Below are 17,050 nucleotides of genomic sequence, written 5' to 3'. Positions count from 1 at the left end.
GCTTAACCAATGATGCTAACTAGGAGTTTTATTATGAAACGTCGATTATTTCTTAAAAATACCTTGGCCACCGGTGCGGCCGTGGTGGCGGCTAACGCCGGTCTTTTAACCCCAACCAGCGTGTTGGCTGATTGGAACAAAGCGGCGTTTTCCGCAAAAACCACCGACGAGGCCTTGAACGGCGCATTCGGTTCTGCCAATGCGACCGAATCAGGTGATATCAAACTGAAAGCACCCGCGATTGCGGAGAACGGTGCGGTCACTCCGGTGACGGTCGATGCTTCCGCCATTGACGGGGTGGAATCGATTGCCATTTTGGCCAGTAAAAACCCTCAGCCGCTGGTGTGCCAATATAACTTTGGCGCGGCTGCGGAAGGCTATGTCTCAACCCGCATTAAAATGGGTGAAACCATGAACGTCATTGCGGTTGTCAAAGCGGGCGGCAAGCTATTGAAGGCGCAGCAAGAAGTCAAAGTCACCATTGGTGGATGTGGCGGTTAATTAACTCGAATCTTACTGAAAATGAAAATATAACGATTATAAAAAGGATAATGACATGACTATCAAAATCAGAATGCGTGGCAAATCAAAGAATGGTATCGCTGAAGTGAAGGCGCTCATTAAGCATCCGATGGAGTCCGGCGTGCGTATGAATAAAAAAACGGGTAAACCTTATCCTGCCAAGTTTATTGATACGCTGGAAGTGTTGGTAAATGACGCCAAAGCGGTGGATGCCGAATGGTCGGGTGCGGTTTCCGCTAACCCCTATATGGCGGTAAAAGTCAAAGCCAATGCCGGAGACAACGTCACGGTGAACCTCACCGACAATACCGGTGAGACAGGCTCCGAAACCATTACGCTTAAGTAATATACGTAAGCTTAATAAAAAAGCCCGCTAAGGTCTCAATCCTTGCGGGCTTTTTCAGTTTTACCGGCCTGAAAAACTGACCAGGCCTGGTCGGATGGATTTAAACTTCGAGGAAGTCCAAAATGCCTTCGGCGGCTTTACGGCCTTCGGCGATGGCTTCCACCACCAGGCTTGAACCGCGAACCATATCCCCGCCGGCAAACACTTTCGGGTTGCTGGTTTGGAACTGGTAAAGCGAATCTTCAGACGCGACGACACCGTTCCAACTGTTGACTTCGATACCGAAGTCTTTGAACCACTCTGGTGGGTTCGGTTGGAAACCGAACGCGACGATGACTGCATCACATGGGATGATTTGCTCGGAACCTTCCACCATTTCCGCACGACGGCGGCCGTTTTCATCCGGCTCACCCATACGGGTTTCAATGACCTTGATGCCTTCTACTTTACCGTCACCAATGACTTCGACCGGTGCCAGGTTAAACTTGAACTGCACGCCTTCTTCTTTGGCGTTTTTGACCTCAGCACGTGAGCCTGGCATGTTTTCTTCGTCACGACGGTAGACACAGTAGACTTCGTCCGCACCTTGGCGGATGGAGGTACGGGTACAGTCCATCGTGGTGTCACCACCACCCAGAACGACAACCTTTTTGCCTTTCATGCTGACGTATGGTTCCGGATCGTTAGGCATGCCCAGGACGTGTTTAACGTTACCGATTAGGAAATCCAATGCTTTGTGTACGCCAGGCAAATCTTCACCCGGGAAACGGCCCGCCATTGGCTTGTAGGTTCCCATCCCCATAAAGACGGCATCGTAATCGTCCAGCAGGGTTTGGAAAGGAACGTCTTTACCGATTTCGGTATTGCAACGGAATTCAACGCCCATGCCTTCAAGAATTTCGCGACGACGGACGACAATATCTTTATCCAGTTTGAATTGTGGGATACCGAAAGTCAGCAGGCCTCCGATCTCGGGCTGTTTTTCGAATACTACCGGCTTGACGCCGTTACGGATCAAAATGTCCGCCGCCGCCAGTCCGGCCGGACCGGAGCCAACGATCGCTACTTTCTTGTCGGTCATAGTGACGTGTGACAGGTCTGGTGACCAGCCTTGAGCGAAAGCCGTATCGGTAATGAACTTCTCAACCGCACCGATGGTCACGGCACCAAAGTTGGTGTCCTCGAGGGTACAGGCCTGCTCACAAAGGCGGTCTTGCGGGCAGATGCGGCCGCACATTTCCGGCAATGAGTTGGTTTTGTGGGAAATTTCCACCGCTTCCATAATGTTGCCTTCCGCGACCAGCTTCAACCAGTTAGGGATGTAGTTGTGTACCGGGCAGGCAAACTCACAGTACGGGTTACCGCAATGGAGGCAGCGATCGGCCTGTGCCATCGCGTCCTGCATATTGAATGGACTGTAAATTTCGGCAAATTCCTGCTTACGTTCATCCGCCGCCTTTTTTTCAGGAAGCTGGCGGTTCAGTTCTAAAAATTGTCTTACATTTGGCATTTTTTATATTCCTTCCAGTTTCGCTTAGTTGGCTTCGGTAGCAAACAGTTCAAACAGTGAATCAATGCTGATTGCACGTGATTTTACTAGCCAGAAATGGCCAATGTAGCGACTGAAGTTATCCAGTACTTCCTGACCCCATGGGCTTTGCGTTTTCGCCACATACTCTTCGATGAGTGTGCGCAGGTAAACACGATATTCTTCGGTGCATTCGGTGTCGATGCGGCAGTTTTCCACCATTTCCGAATTCAATCGATCTGGAAGGGTATTGTTTTCATCCAGAATGAACGCCATACCGCCAGACATACCGGCACCGAAGTTGACGCCGACTTCGCCCAAGCTAACAACGGTTCCACCGGTCATGTATTCACAGCCGTGGTCGCCCAGGCCTTCGACAACCGCGACGGCGCCGGAGTTACGCACTGCGAAACGCTCACCCCCCGTACCGTTGGCCAGCAGCTTGCCGCCGGTGGCGCCGTACAAACAGGTGTTACCCACGATCGGCGTGTTTTTCGCTTCAAATGCGCTGCCCTGTGGTGGGCGAATCACGATTTCACCACCGGCCATACCTTTACCAACGTAGTCGTTAGCGTCCCCTTCAAGGTGAAGGTTTAGGCCGTCGACGTTAAAGGCACCGAAAGACTGGCCGGCAATCCCGGTCAGTTTCAGGGTGATTGGGGCATCTTTCATGCCGTTGTTGCCATAACGCTCGGCGATTTCACCGGCGACACGGGTACCGATCGAACGGCCAGTGTTGACCAGGTGGAATGGGAAGGTTCCGCCTTCTTTGGCTTCAATCGCCGGCAGAACGGTTTTCACCATCTCTTCAGCCAAAGTCCCGTGATCCCATGGGTTGTTGCGATCAACCTGAACGGTTTGCGGCTTGTCAGCCGGTACGCCGCCGTCTGAGATAAACGCAGACAGGTCAATATTTTTCTGCTTTTCGGTTAGAGGTTCGTCGATCACTTTTAACAGATCGACGCGTCCTACCAATTCACCCAGTGAGCGCACCCCTAGCTTGGCCAGCCATTCACGCGTTTCTTCAGCGACAAAACGGAAGTAGTTCATAACCATTTCCGGCAGACCGATAAAGTGTTCTTTACGCAAACGTTCATCTTGTGTCGCTACGCCCACCGCACAGGTATTCAAGTGACAAATACGCAGATACTTACAGCCCAGTGCGATCATCGGTACGGTACCGAAACCGAAAGATTCCGCACCGAGGATGGCGGCCTTGATGACATCCAAGCCGGTTTTCAAACCGCCGTCTGCCTGCAGGATAACCTGACCACGCAGATCGTTGGCACGCAACGTTTGGTGTGCCTCAACCAGCCCCATTTCAAACGGGTTACCAGCGTATTTGACCGAGGTCATTGGTGACGCACCGGTTCCACCGTCGTAACCGGAAATGGTGATCAAGTCGGCGTAGGCCTTGGCGACACCGGCGGCGATGGTTCCCACACCGGGTTCCGCAACCAGTTTCACCGAGATTAAGGCTTTCGGGTTGATCTGTTTCAGATCGTAAATCAACTGCGCCAAGTCCTCAATCGAGTAAATATCGTGGTGAGGAGGTGGCGAAATCAGGGTGACGCCCGGTACGGAGTGACGCAATTTTGCAATGGTCAGATCCACTTTGTGGCCTGGAAGCTGTCCACCTTCACCCGGCTTGGCACCTTGAGCCACTTTAATCTGTAGGACTTCAGCGTTACGCAGGTAGTGCGCGGTCACACCGAAACGACCCGAAGCGATCTGCTTGATCTTGGACATTTTTTCAGTACCGTAACGCGCTGGATCTTCTGCACCTTCACCTGAGTTGGAGCGTGCGCCCAAACGGTTCATCGCCGTCGCCAGGGCTTCGTGCGCTTCTGGTGACAGGGCACCCAATGAAATTCCTGCGGAGTCGAAGCGCTTGTAAATGGCTTCAACGGGCTCAACCTCATCCAGGTTAATGCCTTGAATGTCGTCTTTGAAGGTAATCAAATCACGAATGGTCATCGCCGGACGGTGGTTAACCAGGTCACGGAACTTGTTATAAGCGTTTTGGTCATTCTTCTGTACCGCTTCTCGGATGCTGTTGACGACATCCGGATTGAAAGCGTGGTACTCGCCACCATGAACATATTTGAACAGGCCGCCTTGCTGCAGTGGCTTGCGAGGGTTAAAGGCTTCCCACGCAAGACGGCGCTGGTCTAGTTCCAAATGTGCATAGTCTGTACCTTGGATACGTGAAGGTGTGCCTTTAAAACACAAATCAACGATGTCAGAGGTCAAGCCAACGGCTTCAAACAGCTGGGCACCACGGTAAGAGGTGATCGTAGAGATCCCCATCTTAGACAGAATTTTGAAGAGACCTTTGTTGATCCCTTTACGGTAGTTTTTGATGTAGGTGCTGATCGGCGTGTTTGGATCCAGCTCTTTGGTGCGACGCATGTCTTCGATACTTTCGTAAGCCAGATACGGGAATACCGCTGTGGCACCGTAACCGAACAAGACGGCAAAGTGGTGTGGGTCGCGCGCGGTGGCTGTCTGAACAATGATGTTGGCTTCAGGACGCAGGCCTTCACTGATTAGACGGTGGTGTACCGCACCGGTGGCCATGGCCGCAGGAATGGTTACCAGGCCATCTTTAATGCCTAGGTCGCTTAGTATCAATAAGGTGATGCCGTTCTTAACGGCAGCAACCGCTTCATCGCACACGTCGATAATGGCTTGCTTCAACCCTTTCTCTTCGTGGTTGTAGTGTAACGAAATGCTCTGGTTGCGGTAGTTTGCATCGTCCAAAGACAATAGCTGATCCATCATCGACGGACTCAAGACCGGCGAAGACACTTCCAGGCGGCGTGCGTGATCCGGCCCTTCTTCAAACATGTTCAATTCACGCCCGAAACAGGTGTTCAGAGACATGACGATGTTTTCACGCAGTGGATCGATTGGCGGGTTGGTCACCTGCGCAAACATTTGACGGAAGTAGTCAAAAATAGATCGTGGCTTGTGTGAGAACACAGGTAGTGGGGCATCATCACCCATTGAAACGGTGGCTTCCTGTGCGTCTTCCGCCATGACGCGAATAACGGCATCACGTTCTTCAAACGTGACTTGATAGTATTTCTGATAGGTGTCCGCCGTCGCCGAATCCCAGCCCAAGGTTTGATCGTCTTGTTCGATCTTCTCTTCAATGTGCATGTACCCTTCGTCCATCCACTGACGATAAGGTTTGGCTGATTTGAGCTGGTTGTCGATGACTTCCGGTTTTAGAAGTGTTCCGTTTTCCAGGTCTACCGCGATCAGTTGGCCAGGTTTCAGGCGGCCTTTTTCGGCTACTTCAGACGGATCGTAGTTGTACACCCCGATTTCAGATGCGAACGTGATATGGCGGTCTTTGGTAATGACATAACGTGTTGGACGCAAACCGTTACGGTCAACCCCGCAGATCGCGTATTTGCCCGTGTTGATAACCATACCGGCCGGTCCGTCCCATGGCTCCATGTGCATGGAGTTGTATTCCAGGAAGGCACGCAGATCCGGATCCATGTGCGGCATGTTCTGCCACGCTGGCGGAATCAGAAGACGCAATGCCTGGAAGACGTGCATGTCGCCCATCATCAACACTTCCAGCATGTTATCCAATGAATTGGAGTCGGACCCTTCTTGTGCCACCAGTGGCTTTAATTCAGCCAAATCAGGCAACAACGGCGTTGCAAATTTGCTTTGACGTGCCAAGGCCCAGTTACGGTTACCGCGGATGGTGTTTAACTCACCGTTGTGCGCCAGGAAACGGAAAGGCTGAGCCAGACGCCACTGAGGCATGGTGTTGGTTGAGAAACGCTGATGATAAGAGATGACGGACGATTCAAACGCTTCGTTTTTCAGATCCAGATAAAATTCTGGCAATTCGCGAGGCATGACCAACCCTTTGTAGGACAGCAATTGGCTGTTCAATGACGCGATATAAAAAGTGCTGTCTTGCGGTTCGATGACCATTTCGGTTTTACGGCGCGCCGTAAATAGCTGGCGGTTAAAGTCTGCTTCAGACATGCCTGCTGGAGCATTGACGAATACCTGCTCAATCACCGGCTCCATCCCGGCTGCTTGCGCACCGAGCACCTCTGACTTAACCGGAACTTTACGCCAGCCGGCAACGACTAGCCCTTTGTTGGTCAGCTTTTCTTCAAGGGTTTTGCGCGCCAGGTCGGCTTTGGATGCATCCTGGTTTAAGAAGATCATCCCCGCAGCGTAAATGTCTGCCAACTCAAAACCAGCTTCTGCCGCAACATTCTGCAAAAAGCTGTGAGGCTTTTTGATCAGCAACCCACATCCATCTCCTGTACAACAGTCCGCAGCGACACCACCACGGTGTGTCATGTTGGCAAGAGACTCGATGGCCGTTTGTACGACCCAGTGGCTGGGTTTATCGTCCATATTGGCGATGAGACCAAAACCACAGTTCTCCTTTTCAAACTCGGGAGAGTAGAGGCCTGTTAGATTCAGACCGTTTTGTGATTGAAGTGGGTTCATAATTCTGTGTCCTGTCCGTCAAAATCTTATATTTTGAATTGCGTTACTATTGGTAACCAATTGTTATATAAGGGTTTTATTTGTTCTTAGCACGTCTAAAAAATAAAAATTGGTGCGAGATTATACTTTATATATGCATTTGGAATCAAATTGTACCATTGATGAAGGTGGGTTTGGCGTCCTTCTCGTTATGGGGCGGGACAATAAATATGAGACTGGATGCGGGCCGTGGTTTAAGCAACGCAGAAGGTGGCAATCAGTGGGTTGTGATCTGAAATGTCAGGGACGGAAATGACTTGCGATGAGTGTAATTTTAAGCCTCGAAAAAAGATGTGGTCGAGCGGTTTGCGCAGCAGGGTTTTAATGGCGTGACTTTCCGGGTAATCGACTTTGGTCAGTTGCAGTTGTGCAATGGCGTGCTGCAGGGTTTTAAGGCGGGTTTTATTCCAGGTGTTGAAATCGCCGCTGACGATCATCGGGCCCTCTAAGTGGCTGAGTTTGCTCCATAGAACCTGTAACTCTTTTTTGAACAAGCGGTGCGGTACGAAGTTAATTGCATGAATATTCACGTGGGTTAAGGTTTCATCATTGGCCAAACGATGCTGGGTAATCAAAGCGGTTTTATGCGTGATCCAGCCTAACTCGCGGCTATGGGTTAAGCATTGATGGTGCGCACTCATGCTGTGGCTTGACGCGGTGAGTACGCCAAAATGTTTTTTTCTGGTTTGGATGTTGGGGGCCATCACAAAGGGCAAGTCAAAAAATTTATTTTGCTGAGCCCAGGCCCCGGCTTCCTGAAGTGAGAGCAGTTGGGCTTGATCGATAGGCAGCAAGTTTTCGATGGGGCGGTGAATAAAGTGGGCGAAGTCGACTTTTTGTAAGTTCCAGCACACTAGGGTGAAACACGCCGGCAAGGGCGTTGAAACCGTTTGTAGGTGTAAGCTGTGGGAGATGGGAGTGGATTTGGGTTTGTACATGGCGATCAATGTCAGAGTATGGGAGCGATGATGCGGGTTAGATTTTCCAGCAGGCGACGGACTTTGTTGTCGCTCGGATGGTAGGTTCGACTATTTTTGAGCAGGCCTGCCGTCCAGTTCGACAGTTGCTCGATTAACTCTTTGGAGTAGATGAAATTCACCATTTCATGGTTGATGAACAGGGAGCGGTAGTCAAGGTTGGCGGAACCGATCATCATCATCTGTTGATCAATCAATATCAGTTTGGCGTGGAGCATGGTGTTTTGGTAATAACAGATGTCTCCGCCGTGCTCGGAGATCTCACGCATATAAGAGCTGCGACCCAGATCAAAGATGAGGTGGTCGGAGCTTTCCGGCGTCAGCAGAGTTACTTTGACCCCGCGTTTCAGGGCCATAAGCAAGGCATTAAGGACGGCGCTGTCGGGGATGAAATACGGCGTGACGATTTGAATATGAGAGCGCGCCTGGTGGATGCTGAACAACAGGGTTTCAAACAGGGCGTCGCTGTCAATATCCGGGCCGGAAGGGACGGCCTGCATCATTATGTCGGCATCGGTATCGGGCTTGACCGGACGGGGTTCCGGCAACTTTTTTCCGGTAGCGTAGAGCCAGTCGGCGTTAAAAATGCTTTGATGGTGAAACACGTTTGGCCCTTGGATTTTTAACAGTATATCGATCCAGTGCTGATCGGCATGCTTGGCGATACCAAGGTAGTCGTTAGAGAGGTTCATGCCTCCTGTCAGCAGGATGGTTTGGTCAAACAGGTAGATTTTGCGGTGATTGCGCAGATTGACCTGGCTGGCCATGAGCGATGACCAGATCGGCTGGAAAAAGGCGAATTCACCGCCGGCTTGACGTAAGGCATTGAGTGGTTTCGAGTTGAGGTAGAGGCGGAGAGAGCCGACCGCATCAAGCAGAAGCTTGACCTCTACGCCGGCTTGCGCTTTGTTAATCAGGGCTTGCAGGATTTCTTTACCCGTGCTGTCGAGTTTAAAAATATAGGTTTCGATATGAATGCTACGCCGCGCGTTTTCAATCTCTTCAAGTAAGTGCTCAAATGCCAGGGTACCGTCTTCGCAAAAAGTGACCTGGTTGTGATCGGTGGTGCCAGCGATTTGGTTGGCGCGTAACAGGTTGTCGAGTTCAACAGCCAGAGGGGTTTCTGGTTTGGATTCCTGGAAGGGGTGCATGGCGATCAGCGGTTTGCTGCGTTTTTGCAGCAGTTTGCGTGATCCGAAAATCAGATAAAGCACGACCCCGACATAGGGAAGTAAAAGCAGCGCTAGCAGCCAGCTCATGAGATTTTGCGGCGTTCTGCGCTGGTAGAGCATGTGCAGCAGTGCGGAGATGACGAGCACAATGTAGAGCAGATAGAACCAGAATAACGGGTGGTTGAGCGAAAATGTCATGCTGCGGAGCCGTTTTCAAAAAAACTGATGTTTAGGATAAAAGGAAAGCGGTTAAAAGAAAAGAAAAACGGTTATATGGCGGCAGCAGGCTACGTTTTGATAGTGTCGCTAGGCGGGATCAAGTGTGGTTTAGAAACTGAACAGGCCTGGCTGGAATGATTCCAGCCAGGCCTGTTCAACTTTAAAAAATGAGAAGCTAAATGCACAGAGCGTTAAACGCAAAGGCTCTTGCCGGTCATCTCTTCAGGTTGTTCAACTTCCATGATGTCCAGCATGGTCGGCATCACATCCGGCAGGGTGCCTCCGGAACGCAATGTGCATTTGCGTGGACCAAAATAGACAAACGGCACCGGGAAGGTGGTGTGCGAGGTAAGCGGTTCGCCGGTTTCCGGATCACGCAGCATTTCCATGTTGCCGTGGTCAGCGGTGACGATCGCTTGTCCATCCGCTTTTGCGATGGCAGCCAGAATTTTGCCTAACGCTTCATCCACGGCTTCAACCGCCTTAACACAGGCCGGGAAGTTACCCGAATGGCCGACCATGTCCGGGTTGGCGATGTTGCAGATAAAGGTATCGTATTTACCGGATTCGATCGCCTCGACCAGTTTTTCCGTGACTTCACCCACGCTCATTTCTGGTTGCAGGTCGTAGGTGCGAACTTTCGGTGATGGCACCAGAATACGGTCTTCACCCTTGTAAGGCGCTTCCACACCGCCGTTTAGGAAGAAGGTGACGTGTGCGTATTTTTCAGTTTCGGCGATACGTAGCTGAGTCATGCCCAGCTTGGAGACATACTCGCCAAAGGTGTTTTTCAATTTGGTTGGGCGGTAGGCGATGGTCGCGCCGAAGCTTTCAAAGTTTTTGTTGTATTCGGTCAAGGTGACGAAGGCTGACAATACCGGGGTTTTGCAGCGGTGGAAGTCACCAAAATCGTTCATGATAAACGGCTGTGTCAACTGGCGGGCACGGTCAGAACGATAGTTCATGAAAATGATCGAATCGCCGTCTTTGACTTTGGGTTTTTTGCCCTTCTTGCTCAGAATGATGGTCGGCTGAATGAATTCGTCAGTCTCTTCGCGAGCATAGGCCATTTCGACGGCTTCGGCGGCCGATTCCGCTGAGAATTCCGCTTCGCCGCAGCAGATGACCTCATACGCTTGCTGGATACGTTCCCAACGGTTATCGCGGTCAAGGGCATAGAAGCGTCCGGTTACCGATGCGATGCGTCCGCCACCGATCTTCTTCATGTAGTTTTCAATCTCTTCGATATAGCCTAAGGCGCTTTTTGGTGCAGTGTCTCGGCCATCGGTAAAGACGTGCAACAGGGTCTTGGCACCGCGCTCAACCGCCAGTTTCAAGGCGGCTTTGATATGATTGATATGCGAGTGCACGCCACCATCAGACAGTAGGCCCATGATGTGCACAGCGTGACCGCGTTCAGATGCCTTGTCAATGGCATTAAGCAGGGCGTTGTTATCGAAGAAACGACCGTCGTCAATGTCTTTTTGGATGCGTGTCAGGTCTTGGTAGACGACGCGACCGGCTCCGAGGTTGAGGTGGCCGACTTCGGAGTTCCCCATCTGGCCGTCAGGCAAGCCGACGTCCATGCCGGAGGTGCTGATAAGCGTGTGAGGATGGGTGGCAAACAAATTGTCCCAGTTCGGGGTGTTGGCCTGGGCAATGGCGTTGTCCTCCACTTCTTCGCGGTATCCCCAGCCGTCCAGAATGATCAATCCTGTCGGGCGGTGTTTAATTTGCTTTTTGGGCTTTGGTTCTTGGCTCATTGTTTCGTTTCTACCCTGAATAAAAATTTATGAAATTCGATTTATTGTAGCGAGTTTCGCTGTTAAAATCATTAGCTTTGATTGAGTCTATCAAGGGAAAATGAATGTTTGTTGAATTTATGCAAGAGCAGTTATTGCTGTTTGTCGCACTGGCTGTTATCTTGGCAATGCTGGTATACAGTTACGTAGGAGATCGTATTTCCGGCTACAAATCCATCGGTTCGGCCGAAGCAATCCGCTTGTATAACGACGATGTTTTCTTGTTGGATGTGCGTACCTCCGGAGAATTTCGTGATGGGGCGATTGGCAATGCGGTCAATATCTCAGTGACGGAACTGCCTTCTAAGATTGATACGTTGAATACGCCAAAAGATCAGCCGCTGCTGGTTTATTGCCAAACCGGCGCACGCTCGGCACGTGCCGCAGGTATGTTGGCGAAAAAAGGGTTTACCCAGGTGTATAACCTTTCCGGTGGGATGACGGCTTGGAAGTCAGCGGGCTTGCCAGTAGGGTCACAAAAGTCAAAAAAAAACCGAAAAAAGTAGCGCGTAAGGTGCAAAAGAGCGCATCCAGCACGCAAAACAAGGAAACTCTCATGCCAAATGTTGTCATTTATCTAACTCAAAGCTGTCCGTTTTGTAATATGGCCAGACGTTTGTTGGACTCTAAAGGTGTCAGTTATGAAATGATTGATGTCGGCGGTGATGCGCAAATGTGGGCGGATATGGAAGCCAAGACGGGACGTAACACGGTACCGCAAATTTTTATCGGCGAGCATCATGTGGGCGGGTTTGATGATCTGTCTGCTGCGGATAAGACCGGCCAGTTGGATGAGTTGCTAAAAGGCTGATCAAGCGCTCCGCAAACAGCCGATTTCATTTGTCTGTAAAGATTTTTCGCTATGCTTGGCGAGCGCGTTGGTTTAAACGGTTCGTCAAGAGTGATGTCAGGATGCATGCACGTCTTGCATAGCCATTTATTTTGATCGTTTCTCAAGAATTAAAGGATCCCCATGTCTGAAGCGACACAACAGAAAAAATTCATTATTCAAAAAATCTATACTAAAGATATCTCTTTCGAATCACCAAATACGCCGGGTATTTTTACGGCGGAGTTTAAGCCTAATCTGGAAGTGAATCTGAATGTAGAAAGCAAGTCCCTGGAAGAGGGTGTCTATCATGTGGTTTTGCGTGTTACCGCAACGACTAAAGTGGAAGAGCATACCGCTTTCTTGTGCGAAGTTGAGCAAGCAGGCATTTTCACGCTTCAGGGCTTCAATCAAGAAGAAATGGGGTATTTGTTAGGTGCGCAATGCCCGAATACCTTGTTCCCGTATGCGCGTGAAACTGTGTCGGATTTGGTCACGCGAGGCGGCTTCCCGCAATTGCTGTTGGAACCGGTGAATTTTGAGGCGATGTATCACGAGCATTTGCAGAGTCAGGCGGCACAGGCCGAAGAGACGGCTCAATAAATCAATTTCTGAATCATGACTATGTCTATGGACTCGGGCTCAACCATCGCGGTGATTGGTGCCGGTGCCTGGGGAAGTGCCCTGGGAATCCATCTGGCCCGCGTCGGCCACCAGGTGCATTTGTGGACGCATTCACCTGAGCAAGCGCAAGCATTGCAAACCCAGCGAGAAAACCGCCGCTATTTGAAAGGGGTGCATTTTCCTCAAAACATAACGGTTACCAGTGATTTGACGCAAGCATTAGAACAGGCCGTTGGTGTTTTGGTGGTGGTGCCGAGCCATGTGTTTCGCGCTACCTTGCAACAAATGAGAGCGCTGCTTCAAGGTCGCGAAGTGCATTTTGCCTGGGCCACTAAAGGTTTTGAACCGGAAAGCGCTTCTTTGTTGCATCAAGTCGCCGAAGAGGAGTTGGGAGGATCGCAAACAGTCGCAGTGCTTTCTGGTCCGACGTTTGCCGATGAAGTCGCACGCGGTTTGCCGACGGCGATGGTAAGCGCTTCTAAGGATGAAGCGGAATCCGCTTTTTGGGCGTCGATGTTTCATTATGATCATTTCAGGATGTACACTCAGCATGATGTGGTGGGTGTGGAAGTCGGTGGTGCCTATAAAAATATTATGGCGATTGCCACCGGATTGAGTGATGGCTTAAGGCTCGGTGCGAATGCCCGAGCGGCATTGATTGCCCGCGGGATGGCGGAGATGATGCGTCTGGGGCAGGCATTGGGCGGTCAACCGGAAACCTTAATGGGCTTGGCGGGGCTAGGCGATCTGGTGCTTACCTGTACGGATGACTTATCGCGTAACCGACGCTTCGGATTGCAGTTGGCTCAGAATCCCGGAACGGTGGATGAGGTGATTACGGCTATCGGCCAAGTGGTAGAAGGGGTAAAAGCGGTGATGGCGGTTAAGCGGATTGCTGGACGCCACCAGTTGGATTTGCCGATTATGGAGCAGGTTTATCGCATTGTGACTAATGCGTGTACCCCACAAGAAGCGGTGGAAGAGTTAATGGCTCGTGAGGGGCGTTCGGAAGACGGCTAGGTGTTTAAAAGACGGCTCTTGAGTTCCAGCAGGCCTGCTCTTTTGCAGGCCTGTTTGTTTTACGACTCAGGGTTACAGGTTCATGTTGAAACCTAGCTGCCGCCAAGCTTCATAAGCGACGACGGAAACGGCGTTGGCCAGGTTCAAGCTGCGACCGCCCGGCACCATGGGGATGGTCAAGCGTTGTTCTTGTGGGAAGCTTTCGATGACTTTCGCAGGCAGTCCGCGGGTTTCTGGACCAAATAGAAATGCGTCTCCGTTTTCAAATTCGGGTTCGGTATAATAGCGTGTGGTTTTGGTCGTCAAGGCAAACACGCGGTTGGGTTGAACCGATTTCAGGCAGGCTTGTAGGCTTTCATGCTCATGCAAATTGGCCAGTTCCGCATAATCAAGGCCTGCGCGGCGGACCTTTTTTTCGCTCAGGTCAAAAGCATAAGGCTTGATGAGGTGCAGATGCGCGCCCATGTTTGCGCTTAAGCGGATAAGTGCGCCGGTATTCTGCGGAATTTCAGGTTCGTATAAAATAATGTGCAACATATAAAGTTATTTCAAGGCGTATTCTATGATGGATTTATCGGTCAATTTGTGTGGCATTGATTTCACCTCGCCGGTGGCGATGGCTTCGGGCAATGCCGGGTATGGCATAGAATACCAGTCTGTATGTGGCTTTTCCAATCGCGATGTCGGTGCGGTGTTTTTAAAGGGTACCACGCTCGAACCGAAGTTGGGCAATAAGCCGGAACGCGTGATGGAATCGCCTTGCGGGTTGTTAAATTCGGTGGGCTTGCAGAACCCGGGTGCGCAGGTGGTGATCAAGGATTATTTGCCCAAGCTGGATTTGAATGAGTCGCGTTTTATTATTAATGTCTCAGGATCGTCAGTTGAGGAGTACGCCGAGGTAGTGCGCCTTTTTGATCAAACTGAACTGCCTGCAATCGAGATCAATATCTCTTGCCCGAACGTGAAAAAAGGGGGGGCGGCCTTTGGAAACGATCCTGAGATGGCGGCGCGCGTCGTGGAAGCTTGCCGTGCGAATACGACAAAGCCATTGATTGTGAAGTTGTCGCCGAATCAAACCGATGTTGCCGAAGGCGCGCGTCGTGTAATTGATGCGGGTGCGGACGCTTTGTCGGCGATTAATACCTTGATGGGAATGCAGATCGATATTCACAGTCAAAAACCGACTTTGGGAAATAACCAGGGAGGTTTATCAGGTCCGGCGATCAAACCGGTGGCGTTGTTGAAGGTGCATCAGGTGTATCAGGTGGCAAAACAGCACAATATTCCAATTATTGGTTTGGGCGGCATTGCGTCAGCGGAAGATGCAATTGAATTTTTCCTTGCGGGCGCGTCTATGGTGGCGATCGGGACTGCGATTGCCAAAGATCCATTGTTGATTAAAAAGGTCAATAAAGGGATTGCCGCTTATATGCGAAAACATGGCTATCAGAAGGTCTCTGAGATGACAGGCCTTCTGGAACTGAATACCGATACCGTTTTGTGCGGCTGAAACAAAATTAAGAAGATTTAAAGTTAAGTAGAAGCAAAGATGAAATCAGTAGAAGAACAGTTAGCAATCATTAAACGCGGCGCGGAAGAGATTCTGGTTGAAAAAGAGTTGATTGAAAAGTTAGAGTCGGGGCGTCCGCTCCGTGTCAAAGCCGGTTTCGATCCGACGGCGGCCGATTTGCACCTGGGGCATACGGTGCTGATTAATAAACTCAAGCAGTTTCAGGATTTGGGGCATGAAGTTCTGTTTTTGATTGGTGACTTTACTGCCATGATTGGTGATCCAACTGGTAAGAGTGTTACTCGTCCGCCATTGTCGCGTGAAGAGATTGAGAAAAACGCCGCGACCTATAAGGAGCAGGTATTCAAAATTCTGGATCCGGCTAAGACAAAAGTGGTCTTTAACTCCGAGTGGATGTCGAAAATGACCGCTGAAGATATGATCAAGCTGGCGAGTACTGTGACGGTGGCGCGCATGTTGGAGCGTAACGACTTTGATGAGCGTTATAAATCCAATACGCCGATTGCGATCCACGAGTTCTTGTATCCGATGGTGCAGGGCTACGATTCGGTAGCGATGGAGGCGGATATCGAGTTAGGCGGGACCGATCAGAAGTTCAACTTGTTGATGGGGCGTACTTTACAAGGACATTTCGGTAAACCGCAACAATGTACGTTGACGATGCCAATTTTGGAAGGTTTAGACGGTGTGCAAAAAATGTCTAAGTCTTTAGGGAATTATATTGGTATTAAAGATGAGCCGAATGACATGTTCGGTAAGGTTATGTCGATTTCAGATGATTTGATGTGGCGTTACTACGAGTTGCTCTCTTTTGAATCGTTGGAAACCATTGCCGGTTATAAACAGGCGGTAGAAAATGGCGAGAATCCGCGTAATATTAAAGTGAAGTTAGCGCTTGAGTTGATCGAGCGGTTTCATTCGGCTGAAGCAGCGCAATCTGCATTAAAAGATTTTGAAACTAAATTTTCCAAAAATGCGATTCCAGATGAAATGCCGGAGTTTGAGTTTGAAGGAGAGATGCCGTTAGCTAATCTGTTAAAAGAAGCAGGCCTGGTTGGCTCAACTTCCGACGGACATCGTATGACTAAGCAGGGTGCGGTGAAAATTAATGGAGAAAAGGTAGATGATAGTCGTAGCNCAGAAGTGAAACGTCTTAGCGCCGATGGTAGTGTGGGAGGTCCCATGTGAGAGTAGGTCATCGCCAAGCTTATATTCCTAAAACCCGCTCAGCTATCGCTAGCGGGTTTTTTTATGTCTTAAATTTATACGTTCTGCCTATGGCTGCAACTACAAAAGCAGCACTTTCATAAAACTTACTTTACCCGTGCACGGTTTGTAAGGCCGTTGATGTCGGAAAGTTATTTGTCAATTGGCAATTCCAAGCGTTATGTTGCTCCAGCCCGTCAGCTAATGCGTAATGGAGAAAAGGTAGATGATAGTCGTAGCGTGATGCCTGTGGGCACCACTTGTGTCTATCAGGTAGGTAAGCGCAAGTTTGCGCGCGTTACCTTGAAGTAACGTCTAGCCTAAATATACATAAAAGCCTCGTTGCTTCTCGGCAACGGGGCTTTTTTGTTTATAGGTTTAGAATCTAATCAGGTCTGTCTGGTTTTGTAGGGTGACGCTATGCGGATGTTGCCAAATAGAGCAATAAGTGAATAACTCTGTGGATAAGTATTGAGTAAGTGGTGGGTAAGGTGGGATAAGTTATGGCGCTTCAAAAAAGTGTCAAAAAAGTGAAAAAAAGTGCGTGTTAGGGGTTGCGGAGTTTTGAGAATTCTATAGAATACGCCTCACTTCAAGACGAGGTGCTGACGATAAACGGAAGCGGCGAGTTAAGAAGGGTAGAAGCGGTATTGATTGTGAGTTTGAACGAATTGGTCTGCTGAAAATAATTTGAAAAAATTGTTGACAGTTTGATTGATTGGTCACTATAATACGCGG

15 protein-coding genes are annotated in these 17,050 nt (G+C 50.0%); 9 read left to right on the top strand and 6 right to left on the bottom strand.

All coding sequences use genetic code 11. From position 1 onward, the window contains the following. Window positions 1-33 precede the first annotated feature (33 nt). The gene (soxY, locus tag QCB44_RS07740; RefSeq protein ID WP_279409253.1) at window positions 34-501 is read left to right on the top strand and encodes a thiosulfate oxidation carrier protein SoxY; all 468 of its coding nucleotides are present in this window, start codon (window positions 34-36) and stop codon (window positions 499-501) included. Window positions 502-556: 55 nt separating this feature from the next. Beyond that, window positions 557-868 carry a thiosulfate oxidation carrier complex protein SoxZ gene (soxZ, locus tag QCB44_RS07735; protein ID WP_279409252.1) on the top strand — a complete coding sequence of 104 codons (312 nt, stop codon included), beginning with the start codon at window positions 557-559 and terminating at the stop codon, window positions 866-868. 100 nt (window positions 869-968) lie between these two features. Here soxZ and QCB44_RS07730 read toward each other — a convergent pair whose 3' ends face one another. From QCB44_RS07730 to gpmI, 5 genes are all read right to left on the bottom strand, one after another. Next, entirely contained in the window at window positions 969-2,378 is a 1,410-nt protein-coding gene (locus QCB44_RS07730; protein WP_279409251.1) for a glutamate synthase subunit beta, read from the bottom strand. A gap of 24 nt (window positions 2,379-2,402) precedes the next feature. Next, a complete protein-coding gene (gene gltB, locus QCB44_RS07725; RefSeq protein ID WP_279409250.1) occupies window positions 2,403-6,893 on the bottom strand; it encodes a glutamate synthase large subunit in 4,491 nt (1,496 codons plus the stop codon). A gap of 233 nt (window positions 6,894-7,126) precedes the next feature. Continuing rightward, complete coding sequence (locus QCB44_RS07720; protein ID WP_279409249.1) at window positions 7,127-7,870, bottom strand: endonuclease/exonuclease/phosphatase family protein; 744 nt, start codon at window positions 7,868-7,870, stop codon at window positions 7,127-7,129. An 11-nt stretch (window positions 7,871-7,881) separates the two neighbouring features. After that, window positions 7,882-9,279 (bottom strand): cardiolipin synthase, encoded by a 1,398-nt coding sequence (gene cls, locus QCB44_RS07715; RefSeq protein ID WP_279409247.1) that lies wholly within the window; start codon window positions 9,277-9,279, stop codon window positions 7,882-7,884. 212 nt (window positions 9,280-9,491) lie between these two features. Then, window positions 9,492-11,063 carry a 2,3-bisphosphoglycerate-independent phosphoglycerate mutase gene (gene gpmI / locus QCB44_RS07710; protein ID WP_279409234.1) on the bottom strand — a complete coding sequence of 524 codons (1,572 nt, stop codon included), beginning with the start codon at window positions 11,061-11,063 and terminating at the stop codon, window positions 9,492-9,494. 104 nt (window positions 11,064-11,167) lie between these two features. Here gpmI and QCB44_RS07705 point away from each other — a divergent pair, with 104 nt between their 5' ends. From QCB44_RS07705 to QCB44_RS07690, 4 genes are all read left to right on the top strand, one after another. Continuing rightward, entirely contained in the window at window positions 11,168-11,608 is a 441-nt protein-coding gene (locus tag QCB44_RS07705) for a rhodanese-like domain-containing protein (protein ID WP_279409232.1), read from the top strand. 50 nt (window positions 11,609-11,658) lie between these two features. Beyond that, window positions 11,659-11,913: a glutaredoxin 3 gene (gene grxC / locus QCB44_RS07700; protein WP_279409230.1), complete on the top strand. Its 255-nt coding sequence runs from the start codon at window positions 11,659-11,661 to the stop codon at window positions 11,911-11,913. A gap of 162 nt (window positions 11,914-12,075) precedes the next feature. Continuing rightward, on the top strand, window positions 12,076-12,534 hold the full coding sequence (secB, locus tag QCB44_RS07695) for a protein-export chaperone SecB (protein ID WP_279409228.1): 459 nt from the start codon (window positions 12,076-12,078) through the stop codon (window positions 12,532-12,534). A gap of 21 nt (window positions 12,535-12,555) precedes the next feature. Next, the gene (locus tag QCB44_RS07690; protein ID WP_347710093.1) at window positions 12,556-13,575 is read left to right on the top strand and encodes an NAD(P)H-dependent glycerol-3-phosphate dehydrogenase; all 1,020 of its coding nucleotides are present in this window, start codon (window positions 12,556-12,558) and stop codon (window positions 13,573-13,575) included. Window positions 13,576-13,647: 72 nt separating this feature from the next. Here QCB44_RS07690 and QCB44_RS07685 read toward each other — a convergent pair whose 3' ends face one another. Then, window positions 13,648-14,112, bottom strand: coding sequence for a tRNA (cytidine(34)-2'-O)-methyltransferase (locus QCB44_RS07685; protein ID WP_279409223.1), 465 nt, complete (start codon window positions 14,110-14,112; stop codon window positions 13,648-13,650). Window positions 14,113-14,137: 25 nt separating this feature from the next. On the opposite strand from QCB44_RS07685, the gene QCB44_RS07680 reads away from it, so the two are divergent. From QCB44_RS07680 to QCB44_RS07670, 3 genes are all read left to right on the top strand, one after another. Next, window positions 14,138-15,085 (top strand): dihydroorotate dehydrogenase, encoded by a 948-nt coding sequence (locus tag QCB44_RS07680; protein WP_279409221.1) that lies wholly within the window; start codon window positions 14,138-14,140, stop codon window positions 15,083-15,085. Between the two features lie 39 nt (window positions 15,086-15,124). Further along, window positions 15,125-16,294, top strand: a complete 1,170-nt coding sequence (tyrS, locus tag QCB44_RS07675; protein WP_279409219.1) for a tyrosine--tRNA ligase — start codon at window positions 15,125-15,127, stop codon at window positions 16,292-16,294. Between the two features lie 159 nt (window positions 16,295-16,453). Continuing rightward, entirely contained in the window at window positions 16,454-16,624 is a 171-nt protein-coding gene (locus QCB44_RS07670; RefSeq protein ID WP_279409216.1) for a hypothetical protein, read from the top strand. The last annotated feature ends 426 nt before the right edge of the window (window positions 16,625-17,050 follow it).

Source organism: Thiomicrorhabdus sp. zzn3 (assembly GCF_029767755.1).
Classification (GTDB): domain Bacteria; phylum Pseudomonadota; class Gammaproteobacteria; order Thiomicrospirales; family Thiomicrospiraceae; genus Thiomicrorhabdus.
Note: the sequence above shows the minus strand (reverse complement) of the source record. Positions and strands in the feature narration are given on the sequence as shown.

Bases quoted from the DNA above. Each gene is read 5' to 3' on its own strand.
- QCB44_RS07720 (WP_279409249.1), bottom strand. From the start codon at position 7,870: ATGTACAAACCCAAATCCACTCCCATCTCCCACAGCTTACACCTACAA.
- QCB44_RS07690 (WP_347710093.1), top strand. From the start codon at position 12,556: ATGTCTATGGACTCGGGCTCAACCATCGCGGTGATTGGTGCCGGTGCC.
- cls (WP_279409247.1), bottom strand. From the start codon at position 9,279: ATGACATTTTCGCTCAACCACCCGTTATTCTGGTTCTATCTGCTCTAC.
- soxZ (WP_279409252.1), top strand. From the start codon at position 557: ATGACTATCAAAATCAGAATGCGTGGCAAATCAAAGAATGGTATCGCT.
- soxY (WP_279409253.1), top strand. From the start codon at position 34: ATGAAACGTCGATTATTTCTTAAAAATACCTTGGCCACCGGTGCGGCC.
- QCB44_RS07705 (WP_279409232.1), top strand. From the start codon at position 11,168: ATGTTTGTTGAATTTATGCAAGAGCAGTTATTGCTGTTTGTCGCACTG.
- QCB44_RS07730 (WP_279409251.1), bottom strand. From the start codon at position 2,378: ATGCCAAATGTAAGACAATTTTTAGAACTGAACCGCCAGCTTCCTGAA.
- gltB (WP_279409250.1), bottom strand. From the start codon at position 6,893: ATGAACCCACTTCAATCACAAAACGGTCTGAATCTAACAGGCCTCTAC.
- gpmI (WP_279409234.1), bottom strand. From the start codon at position 11,063: ATGAGCCAAGAACCAAAGCCCAAAAAGCAAATTAAACACCGCCCGACA.
- QCB44_RS07680 (WP_279409221.1), top strand. From the start codon at position 14,138: ATGATGGATTTATCGGTCAATTTGTGTGGCATTGATTTCACCTCGCCG.
- grxC (WP_279409230.1), top strand. From the start codon at position 11,659: ATGCCAAATGTTGTCATTTATCTAACTCAAAGCTGTCCGTTTTGTAAT.
- QCB44_RS07685 (WP_279409223.1), bottom strand. From the start codon at position 14,112: ATGTTGCACATTATTTTATACGAACCTGAAATTCCGCAGAATACCGGC.
- secB (WP_279409228.1), top strand. From the start codon at position 12,076: ATGTCTGAAGCGACACAACAGAAAAAATTCATTATTCAAAAAATCTAT.
- QCB44_RS07670 (WP_279409216.1), top strand. From the start codon at position 16,454: ATGTCGGAAAGTTATTTGTCAATTGGCAATTCCAAGCGTTATGTTGCT.